The 21,354-nt window shown below is 54.8% G+C and carries 15 protein-coding genes and 1 other RNA gene; 2 read left to right on the forward strand and 14 right to left on the reverse strand.

The features are described 5' to 3' along the window. Window positions 1-53 precede the first annotated feature (53 nt). Entirely contained in the window at window positions 54-944 is an 891-nt protein-coding gene (locus tag ACI1P1_RS19030; protein ID WP_416218034.1) for a LysR family transcriptional regulator, read from the reverse strand. 125 nt (window positions 945-1,069) lie between these two features. On the opposite strand from ACI1P1_RS19030, the gene tpx reads away from it, so the two are divergent. Next, entirely contained in the window at window positions 1,070-1,573 is a 504-nt protein-coding gene (gene tpx, locus ACI1P1_RS19035; RefSeq protein ID WP_416218035.1) for a thiol peroxidase, read from the forward strand. A 283-nt stretch (window positions 1,574-1,856) separates the two neighbouring features. On the opposite strand, the gene ACI1P1_RS19040 is transcribed toward tpx, so the two are convergent. The 7 genes from ACI1P1_RS19040 to ACI1P1_RS19070 form a co-directional block, all read right to left on the reverse strand. After that, window positions 1,857-2,240 (reverse strand): DUF1499 domain-containing protein, encoded by a 384-nt coding sequence (locus tag ACI1P1_RS19040; RefSeq protein ID WP_416218036.1) that lies wholly within the window; start codon window positions 2,238-2,240, stop codon window positions 1,857-1,859. A gap of 122 nt (window positions 2,241-2,362) precedes the next feature. Continuing rightward, complete coding sequence (locus ACI1P1_RS19045; RefSeq protein WP_416218037.1) at window positions 2,363-3,295, reverse strand: 1-phosphofructokinase family hexose kinase; 933 nt, start codon at window positions 3,293-3,295, stop codon at window positions 2,363-2,365. Window positions 3,296-3,303: 8 nt separating this feature from the next. Beyond that, window positions 3,304-4,221, reverse strand: a complete 918-nt coding sequence (locus ACI1P1_RS19050) for a hypothetical protein (RefSeq protein ID WP_416218038.1) — start codon at window positions 4,219-4,221, stop codon at window positions 3,304-3,306. 32 nt (window positions 4,222-4,253) lie between these two features. Continuing rightward, window positions 4,254-5,810, reverse strand: a complete 1,557-nt coding sequence (locus ACI1P1_RS19055) for a UDP-glucose--hexose-1-phosphate uridylyltransferase (protein ID WP_416218039.1) — start codon at window positions 5,808-5,810, stop codon at window positions 4,254-4,256. A 13-nt stretch (window positions 5,811-5,823) separates the two neighbouring features. After that, entirely contained in the window at window positions 5,824-6,810 is a 987-nt protein-coding gene (gene galE, locus ACI1P1_RS19060) for a UDP-glucose 4-epimerase GalE (protein ID WP_416218040.1), read from the reverse strand. 117 nt (window positions 6,811-6,927) lie between these two features. Then, window positions 6,928-8,106, reverse strand: a complete 1,179-nt coding sequence (locus tag ACI1P1_RS19065; RefSeq protein ID WP_416218041.1) for a galactokinase — start codon at window positions 8,104-8,106, stop codon at window positions 6,928-6,930. 18 nt (window positions 8,107-8,124) lie between these two features. Next, window positions 8,125-9,354 carry an ROK family transcriptional regulator gene (locus ACI1P1_RS19070; RefSeq protein WP_416218042.1) on the reverse strand — a complete coding sequence of 410 codons (1,230 nt, stop codon included), beginning with the start codon at window positions 9,352-9,354 and terminating at the stop codon, window positions 8,125-8,127. A 190-nt stretch (window positions 9,355-9,544) separates the two neighbouring features. On the opposite strand from ACI1P1_RS19070, the gene xylB reads away from it, so the two are divergent. Beyond that, window positions 9,545-11,077 carry a xylulokinase gene (xylB, locus tag ACI1P1_RS19075; protein ID WP_416218043.1) on the forward strand — a complete coding sequence of 511 codons (1,533 nt, stop codon included), beginning with the start codon at window positions 9,545-9,547 and terminating at the stop codon, window positions 11,075-11,077. Between the two features lie 435 nt (window positions 11,078-11,512). Here xylB and ssrS read toward each other — a convergent pair. The 6 genes from ssrS to ACI1P1_RS19105 form a co-directional block, all read right to left on the reverse strand. Then, a non-coding RNA gene (gene ssrS, locus ACI1P1_RS19080) (6S RNA) lies at window positions 11,513-11,699 on the reverse strand. A 49-nt stretch (window positions 11,700-11,748) separates the two neighbouring features. Continuing rightward, on the reverse strand, window positions 11,749-12,510 hold the full coding sequence (locus ACI1P1_RS19085; protein ID WP_416218223.1) for a YesL family protein: 762 nt from the start codon (window positions 12,508-12,510) through the stop codon (window positions 11,749-11,751). Window positions 12,511-12,702: 192 nt separating this feature from the next. After that, window positions 12,703-13,800, reverse strand: coding sequence for a response regulator (locus ACI1P1_RS19090; RefSeq protein WP_416218044.1), 1,098 nt, complete (start codon window positions 13,798-13,800; stop codon window positions 12,703-12,705). Beyond that, a complete protein-coding gene (locus ACI1P1_RS19095) occupies window positions 13,797-18,215 on the reverse strand; it encodes a response regulator (protein ID WP_416218045.1) in 4,419 nt (1,472 codons plus the stop codon). Before ACI1P1_RS19095 ends, ACI1P1_RS19090 begins: the two co-directional genes overlap by 4 nt. A gap of 97 nt (window positions 18,216-18,312) precedes the next feature. Further along, the gene (locus ACI1P1_RS19100; protein ID WP_416218046.1) at window positions 18,313-20,649 is read right to left on the reverse strand and encodes an ABC transporter permease; all 2,337 of its coding nucleotides are present in this window, start codon (window positions 20,647-20,649) and stop codon (window positions 18,313-18,315) included. Next, window positions 20,646-21,329: an ABC transporter ATP-binding protein gene (locus tag ACI1P1_RS19105; RefSeq protein WP_416218047.1), complete on the reverse strand. Its 684-nt coding sequence runs from the start codon at window positions 21,327-21,329 to the stop codon at window positions 20,646-20,648. The genes ACI1P1_RS19100 and ACI1P1_RS19105 overlap by 4 nt, the downstream gene beginning before the upstream one ends. Window positions 21,330-21,354 lie beyond the last annotated feature (25 nt).

A 21,354-nucleotide genomic window follows, 5' to 3' on the forward strand; every position in this document is an offset into this window, starting at 1 on the left:
CAACAGCATCCGGCAAGGAGTCACATATTTAGGATCGGTAGCGGATGTACCCCTCACCCCAGCTTGAAGTAGTTCATAAGGAAGCTGCGGAACAGCTCCGCCACCGGTGTCAGCTTTTCTTCCTTGCGCCGGACCAGGCCGATGGTACGGGTCACCTTGGGTTCGCTGATGCGGATTTTGGCCGGCTCCAGCGGGCTGATCTCCGTCAGCGCCATCTCCGGCAGCAAGCCCACTCCCAGCCCCGCGGCCACCAGACCGCGGATGGTGTCCGTCTCCTCTCCCTCGAAGCCGATCTGCGGCACAAAACCCGCGGCGCGGCAGCCGTCCAGCACAATGGACCGCAGCGAATACGCGTCACTGAACATCACGAAGGGATCGCCGCTCAGCTCGTCCAGCCGGATCTCCTCCCGTTCCGCCAGGGGATGGTTCACCGGCACCACTGCATACAGCTCCTCCGTAAGCAGCAGCTCCCCGGTAACCTGGTCGTGGGATTCGGGAAACGGGGAAACGAAGGACAAATCAATCTCCCCGCTGATCACATCCCGCAGAAGACTGGAGTACGTTCCCTGCCGCAGGCGGAACTTCACGCCAGGATGCTCCTTGCGGAATTGGGCGACCACCGTGGGCAGCAGGCTGATCCCCATGCTGTGGGGAAACCCGATGCGCACCTCGCCCAGCTCCGGATCGAGAAACTCGCGCACCTCCCGGACTGCCCGCTCCAGGTCGGTAAATATATTTTCCACCCGGTCCAGAAACAGCTTGCCTACCGGGGTCAATTGCAGATTACGTCCCTTCTGTACAAACAAAGATACCCCCAGCTCCTGCTCAAGCTGGTGAATCTGGCGGCTGACGGCGGACTGGGCCACATGAAGCTCCTCGGAAGCCTGGGTCACATGCTGCTTTTGCGCAACCTTGATAAAGTAGTGCAGTTGTCGAAGCTCCACGGCAGCGATCCTTTCAAAAAAAGTTTTTGTCGAACTGTGACATTTATCATTTCTTAATTGGACAAGTCCATCATAGCCATATTATAATGAAAAAAACGTTTTTTTGATACAGGAGGAAGAAACTAATGGCACAGGCTACCTTTAAAGGAAATCCCCTTACTCTCGCAGGCAATACGGTGAAGGTGGGCGACAAAGCCCCTGATTTCACATTGAACAAGGATCTGGTTACTGAGGTTTCTCTCAAGGACTACACAGGCAAAATCAAGCTGATCAGCGTTGTCCCTTCCCTGGACACAGGAGTCTGCGACGCCCAAACCCGCCGCTTCAATGAAGAAGCCGTTAAGCTGGGTGATCAAGTGGTGGTCTTAACCGTTAGCGTGGACCTGCCCTTTGCCCAAGCCCGCTGGTGCGGTGCCGCAGGCATTGAGAATGTCATTACCCTCTCCGACTACAAGAAACACTCCTTCGGCAAAGCCTACGGCGTGCTGATCGAGGAATTCCACCTGCTCATGCGCTCCATCTTCGTGATCGACGCCAATGACACCGTACAATACGTGGAGTATCTTGGCGAAATGACCGATCATCCCAACTATGAAGCAGCCGTGGAAGCCGTCCGTAAGCTCATCTAATCGTCCGGGCTTGGCCAACAGGACAAACCGGTTTTTAAGGACACAGAAAAACAGCGGGGGAATTTCAATTCTTCCGCTGTTTTTGTTGTGGAGCAGGCCGGCCTAGGCCGTGTTTGCAAACCCGCTTGAGGGCATCTTTCACCGCCTTTTCGTCCCTTGCATCGTTACTTCCGCTTGACGTACCCCCGGTACGCCTTCACGTAAGTGCCTTGCCTGGAACGAAAATTCGGCCAAATCTGCTCCCCTCGGAGTTTGCAAACACACCCTAGCAGCTGTATCCGCTTTATATTTTGTATGGAGCCAGCTTCCGGTCAAGCTCCCTGTAAATTTCCAGAATTATGCGATAATTGGAGCCGAGATCTCCCATCGAACCACGCGAAGCGGAATAAATATCCACTGCTGATTTGCTGGGCCCCAGATCGAATACAGTCAGCGTAATGTCCTGTGTCCGGCCTGTAATGGTTCTGCGCTCCAATACAATCTCGCCCACATTGGGAACCTCATGGAGTAGCTTATACCCGTTCATTTTCTTTAGAGTCGATACGACTTCATCCCATGCCTTGGCTTTCGGCAGCTTGTAGTGTTTGGTTTTCAAGGCCGGGTCCTTGGCCTTCTCTCCGGTCAGCTCATGACTGCGGATGATGCCGATCAAGGTTCTCTTAAGCAAAACGCGAATCCCCCTTTTGGTAAATCGGAATGAAGCAAAATCCTCAAGTTCTGACCTTTCTATATTACCACTCTTTTGGGCACAGCAAAAGAGGTGATTGAAAATGCTTATGAAAACCTGTGTCAGGATATAGGTTCAATCCGGATTTCGCCCAGCAAGGCTCTCATATCGTTCAGATTGACGCCGCCTGCCTCTTCCGTGAGGGCATTGGCCGCTCCCGTTGCCGCTGCCATACGGATGATTTCCTCCACTGGCGTTCTCCGGTAATATCCTGCACACATAGCGCCGACAAAAGCATCCCCACAGCCTACTACATTCACTGCCTTCAGGACCGGAACATGTACCCGGAACAGCTGACCGTCTATTCCTACCACGGCACCGCGTTCGCCCAAGGTCGCCGCCACACAGGAAATCCCTTTGTCCGCAAGACGCTGGACCGCTTCATAAACATCCTCATCCGACTCGGCTTTCCGGCCAAGAACGGCAGCCAGCTCATCCTCATTGGGCTTCACACAGGTGGGACGGGCTTCGATTCCAGCAAGCAAGGCCTCGCCGCTGGCATCCAGAATGGAGATGATCCCCTCATGATGGGCCATCTCAATAAAATCGGCATACAGCGTCACCGGGGTCCCCTCCGGCATACTGCCGCAAATCGCCAGCACCGAGGAGGAAGCCACCGACGCCCGAACCTTATCCCGGATCGCCAAAACATCATCCGCCTCAATCTGGGGGCCACTCTCCAGAATCTCCGTGGTTTTTCCCGAAAAGCGGTCAATAATGTTGAGACTCACTCTGGACTCTCCGTCTATGCGCACAAAATCGTGAAGGAGCCCCCGTCTGGAAAGCTCCGTCTCAATAAATGATCCGTTAAACCCGGCTACAAATCCTGTTGTCAGAACAGGGCAGCCCAAATCATGGGCCACCCGCGCTGCATTGATGCCTTTGCCGCCGGGAAAACACCGCATGTCAGGAACCCGGTTAACCATCCCGATCCGGAGATCTCCTACAAAGCAGGTTTTATCCATCGTGGCATTTAATGTTACTGTGGTAATCATAGGATTGCCTAACCTTTAAGGAAATGCTTCATTTCCCGGCTTAGCTGGGATTCCTCTTGAAGGGGAAGCTCTACTGTGCGGAAAAGATTCCAGGTTTCGGTATGAGCGGTTGTTTGACCGGGAGCAAGCTGCACCAGCGGGCCCAAGCTCTCCAATTCCAAGAAATGATCGTTTACATAGGCTTCGAACGAAACGCCGAAGTCAGGATATGCAGCTTCAGGCTGATGCTTGTAATACTTCACAAACAGGTTGCCTTCATTATAATAAGCCGCCCAGCCGTTTTCATTGTTGGTACCAATCTTGAACGGAGTCGGGCCGTCCGCCTGGCGAAGCAGGATATAATCCTCCCCCCAGGTGACGCGCGGATCATTCATCCGGCTATATGGCCAGAGGGCAAGAATCCGATTGCCCAGCAGGCCGGTTTCCCGTTTAACCTGGGGAATGACCGCCGTGCCACCCTTGGCCATAACAGACAACGCCCATGGAGCCAATTCCACTGTCCATGCTCCGGTATTGGCAATCCGGTGATGGACTGTCACTTCCCCGCTGTCATCCATGGAAATTTCCATTTCCTTCTGCAGATGGTTCCACTTCTCAGCGGAAGGTGTCAATACCACTCCTGTTTCTGTCGCACGCCAGGCCACCGGCTCATTGTCCGGATAATAGCTGCGGGGATGAGCTTCCGGGCTGGTCCACAGACGGTGTCCGCCGTAAATAAACCAGGTATCCTCAACACCCTCGTACTGCACCGGATTGGTGATGGCGCGCTCTGTGTCTTCCTTGAACAGATTCGCCTGCCCCTTAAAACCGTACCGGATAACGCGGGGGCCCAGGTCCACAGTCGCGACCACATCTACAATGCCGTTGGATATCTCAACGCAGTTGCCCCACCCGCCGTAAGTGATTGTCTTCACCGTAATTGCCATGTTTATCGTGTCTCCTTTTAAGCGAAAGAGAATTACACCCTGCGAAAGCCCATATGCTCCATAAACCGGTCATAAGCGGCCATTCCCGCTTCCGTACGCTTGTATACACCGGCATCAGCCAGCACCGCGGCGAACTTCAGTCCCACCTCACGCTGCATAGCGGCCGTTGCTTCCTGCTCGTTCAGAGAGGAGCCGTAACGGGTGATCAGCTCACCGATCCACTCGGCATGTTTCGACAATGGATGCTCATTCTTATTCCATTCGCCATCGGCACCCCATTCTCCTTTTAAAATTCCAGCAATTTCATCAAGCTCTTGAAGCAGCCGTCCCGGAAGCACGGCAAGCCCCATCACCTCGATCAGGCCGATGTTCTCCTTCTTGATGTGGTGCAGGTTGGCATGGGGGTGGAAAATACCCATAGGATGCTCCTCGGAGGTCCGGTTGTTGCGGAGCACCAGGTCCAGCTCGAATTCTCCGTCACTGTTGCGGCGGGCAATAGGCGTGATGGTGTTATGGGGCACAGGCGCCTTGTTCTCTCCCGCGGATTCCGCGAAAATTCCTGCCGCCGCATCCGTATAGCACCGCCAGGTATCCAGCAAGGAACTGGCCAGTTCCACCAGCTGCTCCTTGTTTTTACCGGAAATGCGGACCACGGACATAGGCCACTTGACGCGTCCGATTTTGACACCGGGATAAGCTTCCGCTTGGTAGGTTTGCTCCACAGGAGCTTTTTCCATAGGGAAGATGTGCCTTCCGCCCTGGAAGTGGTCATGGCTTAGGATCGAGCCGCCCACAATGGGCAGATCTGCATTGGAGCCGATAAAATAATGGCCAAATTGGCCGATGAAGTCCAGAAGCCGCACGAAGGTCCGCTCCGAGATCTGCATGGGCGTATGCTCGGCGTTGAAAATGATGCAGTGCTCATTGTAGTACACATAGGGCGAATATTGGAAATACCAGGGGTTGCCCTCCAGCTTCAGCGGGATCACCCGATGGTTCTGGCGTGCAGGGTGGTTCAACCGCCCGGCATACCCTACATTCTCCACACAAAGCAGACACTTGGGGTATTTGCTCTGGGGAAGTGCCCGCTCGGCGGCAATTTCCTTGGGGTCCTTCTCCGGTTTGGAGAGGTTGATGGTTATCTCCAGATCACCGTATTCCGTCGGCGCAGGCCAATAGCCGTTTTTGCGGATGCGGTCCATACGGATGTAGTTGGAATCGATGGACAGCTTGTAGAAGCGGTCCGTCGCCTCCTCCACCGAACGGCTGCCGGCGGTTTCCCAGAACTCCCGGGCCACCTCGGATTGGCGGGGCATCAGCAGGCCCATAATCCGGGCATCCAGCAGATCCCGGTACCCGGTTGTATTGTCCGGCAGAATCCCCTTGTCTGCGGCATAGTCCAGAATCCGGCCAAGAATAGCCGGGCTCTCCTCCCGCACCTCAGACAGCGGCCCCTCATAGGGCTCCGCCACCTGAAGCAGATCCAAAAGGCCGTTGACGGCAACAATATCGTCGCCTTCACCCAGCATGCCGTTTTCAACTCCAAAACGGACCAATAACGCGATATCCTGCGCAATGTTGTAGGACATGGATGCTCTCTCCTTATTTAGCGTATCCGTTCGGATGGGCTTCATGCCATTTCCATGCGGTTCCGATGATGTATTCCAGATTATCGAACTTCGGTGTCCAACCCAGCACATCCTTGGCCTTTTGGGAGGAGGCGATCAGCACTGCAGGATCTCCCGCGCGGCGGCCCTCCACCTTCACGGGAATGGGGTGTCCGGTTGCCTTGCGTGCTGCCTCAATTACGGCGCTAACGGAATAACCGGTGCCGCTGCCCAGGTTGAACACATTGCTTTCGCCGCCGTTGCGCAGGTAATTAACAGCCTTCAGATGGGCATCCGCCAGGTCTGTGACATGCAGGTAATCCCGGATGCAAGTGCCGTCCTCTGTCGGATAGTCATCGCCATAAACAGAGATGAACGGCCGTTTTCCCAATGGGACCTCGAGAATCAGCGGGATCAGGTGGGTTTCAGGATTGTGGTCTTCCCCGATTTTGCCGCTTTCATGAGCGCCGCAGGCGTTGAAGTAACGCAGGGACACATATTTTACATTATGGGCGATATCGAACCATTTCATCATTTTTTCCATCGCCAGCTTGGTTTCACCGTAGGTATTCGTGGGGAAGGTGCGGTCGGATTCCAGAATCGGCACATTCTCCGGCTCGCCGTAAGTGGCTGCGGTGGAGGAGAAGACAATTTTGCTGACACCGTATTCGTTCATTTTTTCCAAAAGGCAAAGAGTTCCGTACACGTTGTTGTGATAGTATTTGGCCGGGGCCTTCATGCTCTCGCCCACCAGGGAGTTAGCGGCAAAGTGAACCACAGCGTCGATGGTGTTTTCCTTAAATACCGTATCCAAAAAATCCTTGTCCCGGATATCGCCTACATACAGCTTGCCGCCCAGCACAGCGTCCTTATGCCCTTGGTACAAATTATCGACAATGACTACCTCTTCGCCTGCAGTGATCAATTCTGCCACTGTATGGGAACCGATATAGCCGGCTCCTCCCGTTACCAATACTGCCATGTGGATACACTCCTTTTTTTCTATATAAATGGGTTGTACTTGCCATGAATGTTTTTCCGGGGGCTCCCCCGAAAGTAATCGGATTAAGCTTCAGAGCTTCGCTTCACTTTTGGGGGACTAGTTTTGGGGGAAATACTCGCTTGCGCCGTCCCCGATATCTGCTACGTAGAAATCCGCCTTGTAGTCGGTCCGTTCGCCATAGGCCTTGCCGACCTTCTCGATGAACTCCTCCACCTTATCCTCACGGACCAGGGAAACCGTACAGCCGCCGAAGCCTGCACCTGTCATCCGGGAGCCCAGCACACCTTCAATCTTGAGTGCTTCCTCCACCATAACATCCAGCTCCTTGCAGGTCACCTCATACAGCTCCCGCAGGGAAATGCCGGATGCAGTCATAAGCTCGCCGAAACGGACCAGATTATTCGCCTTCAATGCTTCCACGGATTTCAGCACCCGGTCGATTTCCTCCACGACGTGGCGGGCACGCATCAGCACAATCACATCCTTGATCAGATGGGCATTGGCTTCGAATTGCTCCAGGGTAAGCTCACCCAGCAGCTTCAGGTCGGGGAAAGCAGCCTGCAGGTCGATTACCGCCTGTTCACATTGGGCCCGGCGGGTATTGTATTCGGAGTCTACCAGCCCGCGGCGCTTGTTGGTATTACCGACGACAATTTTGTAGCCCTTGGCCTGGAAAGGCACCAGCTGATATTCCAGCGTGCTGCACATCAGAAGCACCGCATGATCCTTCTTGCCGTTAGCGATGACGAATTGGTCCATAATGCCGCATTGGACACCCATAAATTGATTTTCTGCTTCTTGGGCTGCCAAAGCCAGCTGTACCCGGTCAATAGGATGTCCTTCCATGGTCATAAAGCCGATAGCGGTTGCCAAATGGATGGACGCGGAGGAGGAAAGTCCTGCCCCGTTGGGGATTTCGCCATGGTACAGCACGTCGTAGCCGCCGAAGGTGAAGCCCCGCTTGGCCAGATGAACCAGAATGGACTTGGGATAATTGCCCCAGTCATGGGCTTCTTCATAAACCGCGTCCTTCAGCTTAAAATCCACCTGCAGCTCAAAGTTGGTGGAGGCCAGACGAATAACATCGTCCTCCCGCTTGCGGATCAGCATGAAGGTGCCGAAGGTCAGGGCAGCCGGAAAAACGTAGCCGCCGTTGTAGTCTGTATGCTCGCCGATCAGGTTAACCCGGCCGGGGGCGAAGAACACCCGGATATCTGCCGCGCTGCCGCCGTGCAGCTCCACAAAACGCTGCTTCAATTGCTCCACATTTGCCATGGATGATCATCCTTTTTATTAAGTATTGTATTGATTGGGATTGCTGAAAACACTGCGCAGGATCAGGGTGGCGGCGCCGATAATGCCGCAATCGTCCCCCAGCCCGGCTGGCCCGATATAGATATGCTCGATATTATGCTGCATGGACCGGTTGGCCACTTCCTCCCTGATACCTTGGAAAATAAAGTCCCCGCCGTTGGCAACGCCGCCGCCGATCAGCACCATCTCGGGGTTCAGCAGATTGATAACCAGGGACAGTGCACCGCCGATATGCCGGCCCGCCTGATCCAGCAAACCGATGGAGAACTCATCACCCTGCAAGGCTGCCTGGTGAATCAGTTCGCCTGTAATGACATCAGGCTCACCGTTACTGAGCTGTGCCAGCAGCGGCGCCATCCCTCTGTGCACGGCCGTCCGGGCGATGTCCTCCAGAGCGGGACCGGAAGCAGCGGTGGATAGGCAGTCCGTTTTGCCGCAGAAACAGGGCTTTTCCTGGTGGCTGGCGATGCGGATATGACCGATCTCCCCTGCCCCGAAGTGGGCCCCCTTCAGGAGCTCGCCGTTGAGATAGATGCCGGACCCGATACCTGTTCCGATATTCAGGAAGAAAAAGTTAGAGACGGACTGGGCCTTGCCAAACCACTTCTCACCCAAAGCCATGGCACGCGCATCATTATCGATGGAGACGGGAAGCCCGAACTGCTCGCTGAACAGCTGGGCGACCTCGACATTCTTCCATTGAAAGGCCGGGGCAAAAAGTGAAATCCCCCGGTCGGGATCCACCAGCCCGTGGATGCCCATACCGATGCCGAGAATCCGTTCGGCGGCTATTTCCGAAGCATCCAGCACGTTACGGATAGCTTGCCCGATGATGCCCATAATCTCTTCCGGCTCGGATGCTCCTCCAAAAGGAAGCGTGCTTTTGCAGCGGATATGACCTTCCAAATCCGTAATGCCTACAGCGACATCGGTGGTTCCCATATCCACACCGACCACATAATACGCCTCGGGGTTCAGCTCCAGCAGGAGCGGCTTCCGCCCGCCGCTGGACACGCCGATCCCGGTTTCCCTCACCAGTCCCAGCTCCATCAGCCCTGCAGTATTGCTGGATACAGTGGCGGGGTTAAGCCCTGTAATCTTGGAGATTTCCGCACGGGAGATCGGCCCCTTGGTACGGACAATCTGGAGAATGGTCGAGGTATTCATGTCCTTGATCAGACTTTTGTTGGCGGTATTAAATGTTTCCATAGACACCTACTTTCTTTATTGACTAAATAAAGTATCTGTTGAATCCATTTTAGCAGTCTGGCCGGGATTATACAATAGGTTTTGTGAGGCGCTCTCAAAAAAGTTTTCCGCTAAAAATCTAAGTTTATTCATTTAACAAACTATGTTATAATGAAGCTCAAATCATCACTTTTACAAGGAGCACGATACGATGAATTATTTCTTGGGCATTGATCTCGGCACTTCTGCCGTCAAGTGCATTCTGGTGGCTGAGGACGGCTCTGTCGCCGGCAGCCACAGTGAAGAATACCCGCTCCTGCAGCCACATCCCGGTTGGGCAGAGCAGCATCCCGAGGATTGGTGGAATCAGTCCGCCGCCTGCATTCGCGGCCTTCTGGCCAAAACAGGAATTCCCGCAGCGCAAGTGGCCGGGGTTGGTTTGTCCGGGCAGATGCACGGCTCGGTATTCCTGGATGAGGAGCTGAAGGTGGTACGCCCCGCTCTTTTGTGGTGCGACCAACGTACCGAGGCCGAATGCACCTGGATTGAAGAAACCATCGGCAAGCAAAGGCTTGGCGAGCTGACCGGCAACAAAGCGCTGACCGGCTTCACCGCGCCGAAGGCGGTTTGGCTGAAGCGGAATGAACCCGAGCTGTTCGAACGCACCCGTCATCTGATTTTGCCCAAGGATTATGTAAGACTTCATCTGACAGGCAAGCTGGGGATGGATGTGGCAGATGCCAGCGGTACCCTCCTGCTGAATGTGGCCAAGCGGGCTTGGTCCCAAGAAGTGGCTGACGCTCTGGGTATTCCCTTCGAATGGCTGCCGCCTCTTTATGAAAGCAATGACATTGCTGGCCACTTGCTGCCTGAAGCGGCTGAAGCTACAGGCTTGGCTGCCGGTACTCCCGTAGTTGCCGGTGGCGGGGACCAAGCCTGCGGCGCTGTAGGGGTAGGCGTGGTGAAGAAGGGTATTGCTTCCGTTGCCTTGGGCACCTCCGGTGTGGTTTTCGTACATGACGAGGAATGCCATATGGACAGTGAGTTCCGACTCCACTCCTTCTGCCATGGTGTGCCCGGCAAGTGGCACCGGATGGGAGTTATGCTCTCCGCCGGCGGCTCCTTCCAATGGTGGCGCAACCAGTTCGGCTACGAGGAGCTGGAGAAGGCAGCCAAGGAAGGCCGAGATGCCTACGAATATCTGACTGCCCTGGCGGAAACCGCTCCTATCGGCAGTGAGGGCCTTCTGTTCCTGCCGTATCTCACCGGCGAACGCACACCCCACCCCGATCCGCGGGCACGCGGCGCTTTTATAGGCTTGAACCTGCGGCATACCAAAGCCCACCTGACCCGTGCGGTGCTGGAAGGCATCACCTTCGGCCTGCGGGATTCCCTGGAGCTGATGAAGGAATCCTCCGTGGAGATCAGTGAGCTGCGTGTCAATGGCGGCGGCGCAAGAAGTCCCTTCTGGCGGCAGATGATCGCCGACATTTTCGGTTACCCGGTGGTGACGGTGAACTCCACCGACGGCCCGGCTTACGGCGCAGCCGTGATGGCTGCTTCCGGTGTGCTTAACCGCGACATCTCCACCTTGTGTGAGGAATGGATTCGCGTGGAGCACAGAACCGAGCCTAACCCGGACAACAGCGCCCGCTACGAAGCGTATTACAAGCTTTACCGCAGCATGTACCCGACCCTGCGCGACTCCTTCCACCAACTGAGCGCGTTGGCTGTCCAGCAATAATATGCAAGCCCGGCTTTCCCTGTTTGGGAGGCCGGGCTTTATTATTGTGCTGCTTACTGACTCTAACGGACCCAGGAGCCTGTATTTCGCCATAAACACCCTTTTTGCCATTCTTTCGGACTCAGCTTCCGCTATTCCGGCCAAAACAGCACTTTGGTCAGCCCGCATACCCGAATAACGTCCCCTGAGTCCGCAAACGGCGCATAAATCATCTTTTTACCCAAATAAAGGATCTACGGTCCACAAGAGCACAACATTCGCCATCGGAAGGTAAAACTAAGTCCGACCAGTCCCACAATCCTCTATGCCCTTCAAACACCATACGTCCCCATCCCGTTCATCTCCATCCACCTGCCCTTGCAATCTGTACGATCTGTCCTCATCTCCAGCGCCCTCCATGAAACACCAAAAACTCCTTCCGAAGAAGGAGTTTTTGGGTTACCCGCCTATGCCGTCCAGTCCTCTATGCTTCAAACCCGCTCTCGCAGGTGGGTGACCGCAGCCGCGCTTTTGAAGTCCCCCGCATCAGGGGGGCAGGTCAGCCGCACGACAATCTTGATCTCCCTAGAAACATTCATTGGTTCAAAACAATGGAGGACCAATACGCACATCGCAGGAATGTGTCTTTATTATAATCTCCGCTGAAGCAAAAGTAAAATATCAGAATATACCTACAGTTTGGTCGGTGCGTTCAGCTCGTCCTCTTCGGCTTCTTCCAGCTCTCCGGCCTTTTCCTTGGCCTTCTCGGCCTTGTCCTGCAGCCGTTGGAACCCGCGGTAGAAATACCAGAAGGTCACGAAGGCGCTGACGCTGCCCATGAAGAAGGGGATCAAAAACGTGTACCGGGTGCTGATATACACAATTACCGCATTGGTAGCCAGGATCCCGATGGAGGTGAACGGCTGTCCCATAGTCATTATAAACGCATTCTTCACCAGTTGAAGCAGCTTCATATGAAAATGGACCATCAACGAAAAGAAATTCAACAATGCGCCGACATACACGACGCCAAAGGAGATAAACAGAAACGACAGCCAGCGCAAAGCATTGGTCTGGGAGGAATAAAACCGGATACAGACAATCAGCAGAACGCCGATGACCAGAAACAGCAGGCCGCCCAGCATGGCTTGTTTGTAATTTTCTTTATAACAACGGAAATAGGTTTTGAACAAAGGAACATCCGTATCCCCCATCACCCACTTGCGGGCAACACCGTACATTGCCACTGTGGCGGGAATCAATGTAAACGGACACAAAATTGCGATTATCCATAAAGAAGAAAGCATAACATCCACAGTCATTTCCGGCGATGCCAGCATGGTCAGCAGCATAAAAAAGACCGGGATGGAACAAATCACCCACAAAATATTGATGGCGCTCAACCGCATAATCCATTCCGATACACGGTAGAACCCGCCCATAATGCCCCGCATTTCCAAAAGAAGCTCCTCCTTAACATAGTGCCAGAATCACATCATGCATATATTATAGCCTATTTCCGGCAAAATCGGTAGCGGCTCCCCCGCCTCCATTACTTGGTCCACGCCGAGGGCTGGATAAGTAATGAAGGCCTCGAAATGGGCAAGGCCCATTTGAGGGGAATCGCTCCAGGATGGGGAGGGATATTACCCCACGATGCCCCGCGGCTCCTTATACAGCTCGGATATTTCCAGGAAGCGGCGCTCGCATTTTAGGAACACCTCGATAATATCCGGGTCGAAATGGACCCCCGCTTCCCGTGCGATATGCTCAACGGCCTGATCATGGCTGAAGGCATCCTTATATACCCGCTTGCTGGTTAACGCATCATACACATCCGCCACGGCCATCAGGCGCGCCGACAAGGGGATAGCCTCCCCCGCCAGCCCGTCGGGATAGCCGGTGCCGTTCCATTTCTCGTGGTGGGAATAGACAATTTCCTTGGCGTAATGCAGGAACGTTTCCGTTTCATCCATCACCCGCTCCGCCCTGTCTATCGCTTCTCTGCCCAATACGGTATGAGTTTTCATAATATCAAATTCCTCGGGCGTCAAGCGGCCGGGCTTCAGCAGAATATGGTCGGGGATCCCCACCTTCCCGATGTCATGAAGAGGCGCGGAGGTGACGATCAGATCAATGTTTTCCTGATTGAGCTGCTTGCTGTATTTGCTTGTTTTGGAAAGCCATTTGGCCAGTTCCTGTATGTATAGCTTGGTGCGCTGTATGTGGTTGCCTGTATCCGTATCCCGGATTTCCGCCAAGGCGGCCATGGACATGATGGTGGCCTCCTGGATGCGGGAAATCTCCTTGATCCGCCGCGAGATCTCCAGCTCCAGAAACTCGTTCTGGTTTTTCAGAAAATCCTTAGTCTGCTTTAGCTCCAGATGGGTTTTTACCCGGGAGAGGAGAATGGCGGAGCTGATGGGCTTGATAATATAATCCACCGCTCCGCAGGCAAAGCCCTTGTTTTCGTCCTCCGTATCACTTTTGGCTGTCAGGAAAATCACGGGAATGTCCGTTAAAGCCTCGTCCTCCTTAAAGTGCCGGCAGGTCTCGTAGCCGTCCATCACGGGCATCATAACGTCCAGCAGCAGCAGATCGGGCGGCGAGGCTTTGGCAATCTGCAAAGCTTTAGTGCCGGAGGTGGCTACCTTTACCTTGTAGTGCTCCTTCAACAAACCGCTTAATAGGGTCAAATTATCGGGTGTATCGTCAACTACCAGAATAACGGGCTTACTATTCATAGGCAGTCATGGCTCCTTTCCTTCATAGCCGGATGGCGGGCAAGAACGGCCTCAATAACGGTGGCCGCCTCTTCCAACTCATAAGATTTAAGGCAATGTCCCAGGTGACTTTCTTCATCCGGCAAAAGAAGCGTGGCCAGTTCATGCTTGATGGCTTCATAATAATCAACAGCCTCACTATCGCTGTCCTGCAGCATGCCCAACAGCTTCTGCAGGGCTTGAACGGTGGGCTCCGCGCGGAATTTCATCTCGGGTTTAGCCTCGGGCTCCACAGGAATCAGCTCCTTGATGTCAAAAGCGATCCGGCGGAGAAGCTGCTCCAGCTCCTCGGCTTCCTTGTTAAGCTCCTGTTCTTCGCCATCATGAGACAGCTTTTTCTCGATCCGTTCACATAAGCCGCTGACAACCCATATGCCCAGATTGGCGGTGACTCCCTTCAGGTTATGGATCAGGCGCTGCACCGTCTCCAGATCCCCTTGGCGGAGGGCATAACGGACCGGCACGGCCGTATCCGTTTGGTTATCCGCGAAGCTCAGCAGCAGTCTCCGGTACAGCTCCAGATTATGGCCTACCCGGCGCAGGCCGTCCTCCAGGTCGACACCATGGATGCTGGGCGGCCATTGCCCCAGCCTATCCGGCTCCGGCGCTCCGTTATCGCCCGCCCGGATGTCCCCGGCAGCCGCTGCCACCTCGGGGAGAGCAGCCAGCCCAATCCGCCGGATAGCGGCAAACAGAATATCCGGATCAATGGGCTTCGCCACGTGATCGTTCATTCCCGCGGCCAGACACCGTTCCTGCTCCTCCTGGAGCGTGCGGGCCGTCATGGCGATAATAGGCAGCGTATGCCCCATGGCCCGGATCCGCCGGGCCGCTTCGAAGCCGTCCATTTCCGGCATCTGCAAATCTAACAGAATAAAATGGTACGGATCAGCAGACAAAGCCTGGTTTTTCATTTTTTCTACCGCAATGGCGCCGTTGCCCGCAACATCCACCCGCAATCCCCGGCTGGTCAAAAGCTCCACAGCAATCTGCTGGTTAATCTCGTGATCCTCCACCAGCAGCACATATCCTTCCAGATCAGCGCCGGCTGCGAGGCTATCGCGGCCCTCCAGCAAGGCAGGCGGCGGTGCGAAGATCCGAACCAATGCATCGAACAGCATGGATTCGCTGACCGGCTTCACCAGATAATCGTTGACCATAGCAGCCTCCGCCTGCTTCTTCAGGCTGTCCTCACCAAAGGCGGTAACCAGAATAATGGCCGGCTGGTGCCGGATGGACGGATCATTGCGGATGAGAGTGGAGGTTTCCAAACCGCAGATTCCCTCCATTTTCCAATCCAGCAGGATCAGATCGAAGGGCCGGTCTGCATCCGCCAGGGCTACTGCACGGAGGGCTTCCTCACCGGATTCGGCGGTTTCCACCCGGCAGCGCATCTGCCCCAGGTATTCAGAGAGAATTTCCCGGGCTGTCATATTATCGTCCACCACCAGAACCCGGAGGCCGTCCAGCCGTTCCGGCACGATCCGGCTGTGGATCAGCGCCGTTTCGGGAACCTCGAACCAGGCCTTGAAGCTGAACACACTGCCCTCCCCTTCCACACTCTCCACCCAGATGGAGCCGCCCATCATTTCCACCAGTTCTTTACTGATGGCCAATCCCAGGCCTGTCCCCCCATACTGCCGGGTTGTGGAATTGTCCGCTTGCATAAAAGCCTGGAACATCCGGGCCCTGGCCTCTTCGGACATGCCGATTCCCGTATCGGAGACGGAGAACTTCAGCTCCAGCTTATCCCGGTAACCGGAGAGCATCTCAATCTGAAGCTCCACCTGTCCCTCCCGGGTAAATTTAACGGCATTGCTCAGGAGATTCATCAGAATCTGCCCCAGCCGCAGAGGATCTCCCTTCAGACTCCGGGGGATGCCCGGGCCCAAACGGGACAGCAGCTCCAGCCCCTTGTCATGCGCCTGCTGGCTGACAAGACCGATGGTTTGGCTGATTACATCCTCCAGTACAAAATCCACATGCTCCATTTGGAGCTTTCCGGATTCGATTTTGGAGATGTCCAGAATATCATTTAGAACCCCCAACAGGGATTTTCCTGCGTTATGTATTTTGGTGACATAATCCTTTTGTTTGCCGGTCAGCTCCGTACGGAGGGCCAGATAAGCCAGCCCGATAATGGCATTCATAGGAGTCCGGATTTCGTGGCTCATATTGGCCAGAAACTGGGACTTGGCCTGAGTGGCCTCCTCCGCAAGCCGCAGAGCCTCCTCCAGCTGCTTTTCCTTCAGCTTCAGCTCCGTGATATCCTCCGAGATGCCCAACAGATAGGTTTGATGCCCGTCCGCATCCACCATGGGCAGCTTGGTGGCATGGATATACCGGGTGCCCTTATCCTGCGTATGGACCACTTCAATTTCACTGACCGGTTTGCCTTCCCTCAGCACACGCCCACCCGTTTCGTCCAGCGCCTTCGCCACATCCTCCGGAAAAATATCCAGATTGGTCAAACCGTTCATAGCCTGAGGCGTAAGCCCGAAGAAATCGCTGCAGGCACGGTTAACCTTATCGAAGCTCAGGGTATCCGCATTCTTCACATAGAGCATAAGCGGCAGGCTGTCGATAATCGTATCCAGAAAATGATTGGTGTTCAGCAGTTCCTTTTCCTTTTGCTTCAGGTCGCTGATGTCAGTCATAATCCCCAAATACCCGCCGGTGCTTCCGTCGGACAGCCGGTATGTCGAGACCGTATAGAGAATATCCCGCTCCAGCCGGTCGGCGAATATCCGCTTCATCATAATGCTCACCGGTTTGCCCGTATCCTGCACCTGCTGGCGGGCGCAGCTGAATTCCTCATAGCTCTTGGCGGATACATGGGCGAAATCACGAAGCTTGAGCCCCCGGAGCTGGCTGCGGTTAATTCGGAAGGCGTCCTCGTATGCCCGGTTGCAGCCGACAAACCGCTCCTCCTTGTCTACATAGAACAAGGGATTAGGCAGGGTATCAATCAGCTGATTAATAAAATAAAGCTGGTTGGACAGCTCCTTGCGGATACGCTTGTACTCGGAGATATCCTCCTTAATGCCGACGAAATGGGTAATCCGGTCCTGCGCATTCTTAATGGGCGAGATAATAACGGCTTCTTCATATTCCTCGCCGCCCTTCTTCCGGTTGACAAACTCGCCTTTCCAAATGTCCCCCTTCAGGATCGTCTCCCACATGTCCTCATACACATCTGCAGGCGTTTTGCCTGTGCGCAGAATCCGGGGATTTTTGCCCAACGCCTCTTCCTTGCGGTACCCGGTGACCTTGGAGAAAAAAGGGTTGGTGTATTCAATATTGCCGTCCGTATCGGTAATCAGGATGGACAAGGGAGATTGCTCAATTACATTCAGATACAGCTGCAAGCTTTCGGTGTATTGGCGCTCCGTATCCAGCAGCCTCTTCGTTACCCGGACTTGCTTGGCGTAAAGCCGGACAAGGAAGTAGGACATGATAATAATGGAAAAATAAAGCAGCACATTGGTGGATACACCCTTCATAAATAGCACCAGGACCGGATATGCGGCAAACAGAATCCCCGCCTTCAGGGAACGGTCTCCCAGCATCAGCCAGCTCCATCTGGAGCCGCTGGCGGGCTGCCGTATTGGCCGGTGATAGACCAATATTCCTGCGGCCATCAGAAGGGTTCCGGACTTGTAGATAACATCAACCAGGGGACCGGAAAACACCCGAAAATGCAGCGTTTGGATCAAATCCGTGGAGGTCCACATGCCGATGCCCAGGAGCAGCAGAACCAGGCCGGCGGTGCGGGATTTTTTGTCTGCGTACAGCGAAACCAGCAGGATCAAGGACAGAACGGACAGAGACAGAACCGTATAAACCAGCGCAATGAACGCCTTCACATCGAACCCGGAGATGTGAAACGGATTGTTCTGGAGATAAATAAACCACACTGTGCCAACAACACATTCGAAAATAGTGATCCAGTCCCAAAGCAGCTCCATCCGGGTATGGCCGCTCATGAAGCGGCGGGCGTAACTGATCAGAAACAACAGAAAGCACAGCCTGGGCAAAAGATAAATCAGCAGCTTGACAGCGGTAAAGGCAAAGCTGCCTGCCTCACCGGAGGGGAAAAATGCAGCTCCGGCCACCGCAAACAGATTACCGGCCAGATGGAAAAGAAAAGCGGCCTCCAGCAGCAGTCTGCAGCTTCGCCGCTCCGGCGGAAACCGGGAATAGAAACGGCAGGCCAGATATGCCAGAAGCGGGGGTATGAGCGTGGCGGCGCCGAGCGCCGCCGGATTGGAGATAAGGAGCAGGACCACATACAGCGCTGCATATACGGCCAAAGCCGCCCACAGCCAGGATGGGGAGGAACGTCGTGGATTGTCACCGCTTGATGATGTCATCATTTCGACAACCTTCTCTGGTTTTACTACACATTTTACCATGATTCGAGCTTTTTTTCAGCAACAAAATAGAGGCCGAGGCCTCTATTTCTGCGCACCCTTACTGGGCATTTATGGTATCGACAATCGAAAGGTTCTGAATCTGCCGCACCGGACCACGAACCGCCAGGAAAGAAGCTGAAATCACAATCAGGCTAATGACGGCAAACGAGCCGTACGGGACCTGCCACACCTCTCCCCAATAGCTGGTAATCATACTCCCGTACAGAAGCCGGTGCACAGGCAGCCCGAGAGCGCAGCCTACAGCGGTCCCGCAGACCGCATAAACAGCAGCTTCCGCCAGAATCATTCTGACCAGCTGTTGGCTGCTCATTCCGATAGCCCGCATGGCCCCATAATGCTGGATACGGGAGCGCACACTCATGGCTATGGTATTGACGATATGGAAGATGGTAATCAAGGCGATCACCGCTAAAAACCCGTAGATAAACAGCGCATAAGAAAAGTAGCTCCCTCTCGCCTCACTGTTGCTTGTACGTCGGTCGGAGAAGGCAGCCTCTCTACCGGCAAGGGTCTGGATATCCTGTACCGTCTCATCGGAAGCCCCTTTGGAGAACTGGACATCGATCACCGTATAACCGGTTTGACCGGTCAGCCTCCTGAACAGCTCCTCGGAGCAAATTACCGTTTCTACGCCGGCCTGGCTGTCAAAGGGGCTGTTGGACAGAATTCCTGCAACCTTCACCTGCTGAGACACTCCATCGACCTGAAGCTGCAGGAGCTCGCCGACCTGTAGGGAGCTGTCTTTCCTGTAAACCGCCAGCACCTCCATACCCGGCTGGCGCAGAGGCTCAATGGAGCCGGCCAGCAGGCTCTCCTCCGCCCATTTTAACTGATGCGTTTCATAGGAGACGAGATCCGCTTTTTTGGGCCCGTCTGCAGTTTCCATTGGAAGCCCGTAGGCAAACATCCGGCCGTATACCCGCTTCACATGGGCCATCCCCTCCAGCCGTTTAACGAAGGCAGGGTCGAGAGAGGTAGTTTTGTCCACACTGGCAAGGGAAAAATCCGGGTTCCACGGCTTCAACGGCCGGATAGCATGGTGCATAAAGTCAACCGTGGTGGAAAAGGACAGATACAGGACAATGCTAAGTGCAAATGAACCTACCACCATCAGGAAGCTTTTTTTGCTGGCTACTGCGTGATGGAGGCCAAGGGCCGTTTCCACCTTGAATAAGGAGGTGCGGGCAGCCATACGGACAGGCCGCAGGGTGTGGACGCTTCCGGTGGAGGCGGCCAAGGGCGAAACCCGGGAAGCCCTTCGGGCAGGGGATCGGGCAGCCAGAAGCACCGTAAGCAAACCGACCACCACGCCCGCTCCAACACCAATCCAGCTCACTCCAAAAACCGGAAGCTCCGCAAATTGGCTGGGATTGGCCATTTTCAGAACCGCGCTCAACCCCCAGACCACGGCTATCCCCGCACCGATCCCCCACGGCATGGCGGTATTGCACCATTGCAGCGCCTCCCGGCGGACAAAATGCATAATCTGCCGGCGGGTTGCACCCAAACAGCGCATCATTCCGAAAAACTCAGTCCGCCGCATCACATGGCTGTTGAGGCTGCTGGCAATCATCAGCACGCCCGCCAGCACGATAATGCCGGAGAGAACGGCTGCGCTGGCATACAGCTGCAGGACATAGCTGTTTCTGCTTTGACCCATTGCCGCCAGAAGATTCCCGTTTTGCTGGATCTGATCCTCGCGCAGTTGAAGCTGCTTGACCATGTCCGCAATCACCTTCTGCATATTGCTGAACCGGGACAGCTTCATGAGCAGGCTGCTGTCATACATGTCCCGGGGCACTGTATGCCGAAACCCATCCTCCGAGAACATCAGGACAAAGCTTCCCCGGCTCATCATGGAGGATGTCCCTTCCATAATACCGGCGACATTCAGCCGTACGGGGCCGGTTCCCGGCCGCTCCAGCGTGAGCGTATCGCCCAAACCAGCGCCCAGGCTGAACACGGCATTTTCGCTTAAGGCGATTTCCGTATCCTTCTCCGGATATCTTCCTTCTGTAATATGGAGAGGGAACATATCCTCGGAGGTTTCCTTATCCAACCCGGCGAGCTGAACAGGCTTTCCCGCAACCGTGAAGCCATTCCTGTCCCCCAAAAACGCATACCCTCCTGCGGAGGTAACCTCCGGCCTGGCCTTCAGCATGGCCTGGGTTTCGGCATTGACTCCCGTAACCAAAACATGCCAACTGCCGGAGCTTTGGATAACCTGCAGCTTTTGGCCGCGGATAGCCATATCCGCCATTCCGAAAACCGCCGTTACCAGGAATACCGATAAAACAATACAAATAATCGTCATCCGGTTTTGCTTTTGATGGACCCTTGCAAAAATCGGAACCAAGTCCAGGTAGCTTTTCACTCCCGCATCCCCCCCAAGTCGGCAAGCACTCCGTCCGCTACCTGGAAGACCCGGTCCACAGCGGACGTCAGGTTCACATTATGGGTAATCATGAGAATGGTCTGCTGGTAATGCCGCGAGGCTTGAATCAGCATGTCCAGAACATCCCGGCTGTTCCGGGAATCCAGGTTGCCGGTGGGCTCATCGGCCAATATCAGCATGGGCTTGGCCATAAGCGCCCGCCCGATGGCGACGCGCTGCTGCTGGCCGCCGGACAGCTGGTTGGGCAGATGCTTGCGCCTGGTTGTGAGGCCCAGGAGCTCCAAGAGCTCATTCACGGCTTTTTGCTCCGGCTTGCGGTGATCCAGAAGCAGGGGAAAAATCATGTTCTGCTCCACCGTCAGCTCCGGCACCAATTGAAATGATTGGAAGATAAAGCCGATATTCTGGCGCCGGAATACGGTCCGTTCAGATTCCTTCAGGGAAAACAGATCGCACCCGTCCAAATACACCTTCCCCGAGGTGGGGTTGTCCAGACCTCCGATGCAGTTCAGAAGTGTGCTTTTCCCCGATCCCGATTCGCCTACAACCGCGGCAAACTCGCCCTTTTCCATAACGAAGGATACATCCTTCAAGGCATGTATGCCCGCTTCGCCCTTGCCGTATTGCTTGTTCAAATGGTCTACTGTCAACAGCTTCATATACTGTCCCTCCTTTCCCTGAAGG

This window comes from Paenibacillus mesotrionivorans (assembly GCF_046098205.1).
GTDB classification, from domain to species: Bacteria; Bacillota; Bacilli; order Paenibacillales; family NBRC-103111; genus Paenibacillus_AR; species Paenibacillus_AR mesotrionivorans.

What these genes read in the sequence shown, in the direction of transcription:
- tpx (WP_416218035.1), top strand. Translation starts at nt 1,070, where the DNA reads ATGGCACAGGCTACCTTTAAAGGAAATCCCCTTACTCTCGCAGGCAAT.
- ACI1P1_RS19045 (WP_416218037.1), bottom strand. Translation starts at nt 3,295, where the DNA reads ATGATTACCACAGTAACATTAAATGCCACGATGGATAAAACCTGCTTT.
- ACI1P1_RS19050 (WP_416218038.1), bottom strand. Translation starts at nt 4,221, where the DNA reads ATGGCAATTACGGTGAAGACAATCACTTACGGCGGGTGGGGCAACTGC.
- ACI1P1_RS19055 (WP_416218039.1), bottom strand. Translation starts at nt 5,810, where the DNA reads ATGTCCTACAACATTGCGCAGGATATCGCGTTATTGGTCCGTTTTGGA.
- galE (WP_416218040.1), bottom strand. Translation starts at nt 6,810, where the DNA reads ATGGCAGTATTGGTAACGGGAGGAGCCGGCTATATCGGTTCCCATACA.
- ACI1P1_RS19065 (WP_416218041.1), bottom strand. Translation starts at nt 8,106, where the DNA reads ATGGCAAATGTGGAGCAATTGAAGCAGCGTTTTGTGGAGCTGCACGGC.
- ACI1P1_RS19070 (WP_416218042.1), bottom strand. Translation starts at nt 9,354, where the DNA reads ATGGAAACATTTAATACCGCCAACAAAAGTCTGATCAAGGACATGAAT.
- xylB (WP_416218043.1), top strand. Translation starts at nt 9,545, where the DNA reads ATGAATTATTTCTTGGGCATTGATCTCGGCACTTCTGCCGTCAAGTGC.
- ACI1P1_RS19085 (WP_416218223.1), bottom strand. Translation starts at nt 12,510, where the DNA reads ATGCGGGGCATTATGGGCGGGTTCTACCGTGTATCGGAATGGATTATG.
- ACI1P1_RS19090 (WP_416218044.1), bottom strand. Translation starts at nt 13,800, where the DNA reads ATGAATAGTAAGCCCGTTATTCTGGTAGTTGACGATACACCCGATAAT.
- ACI1P1_RS19095 (WP_416218045.1), bottom strand. Translation starts at nt 18,215, where the DNA reads ATGATGACATCATCAAGCGGTGACAATCCACGACGTTCCTCCCCATCC.
- ACI1P1_RS19105 (WP_416218047.1), bottom strand. Translation starts at nt 21,329, where the DNA reads ATGAAGCTGTTGACAGTAGACCATTTGAACAAGCAATACGGCAAGGGC.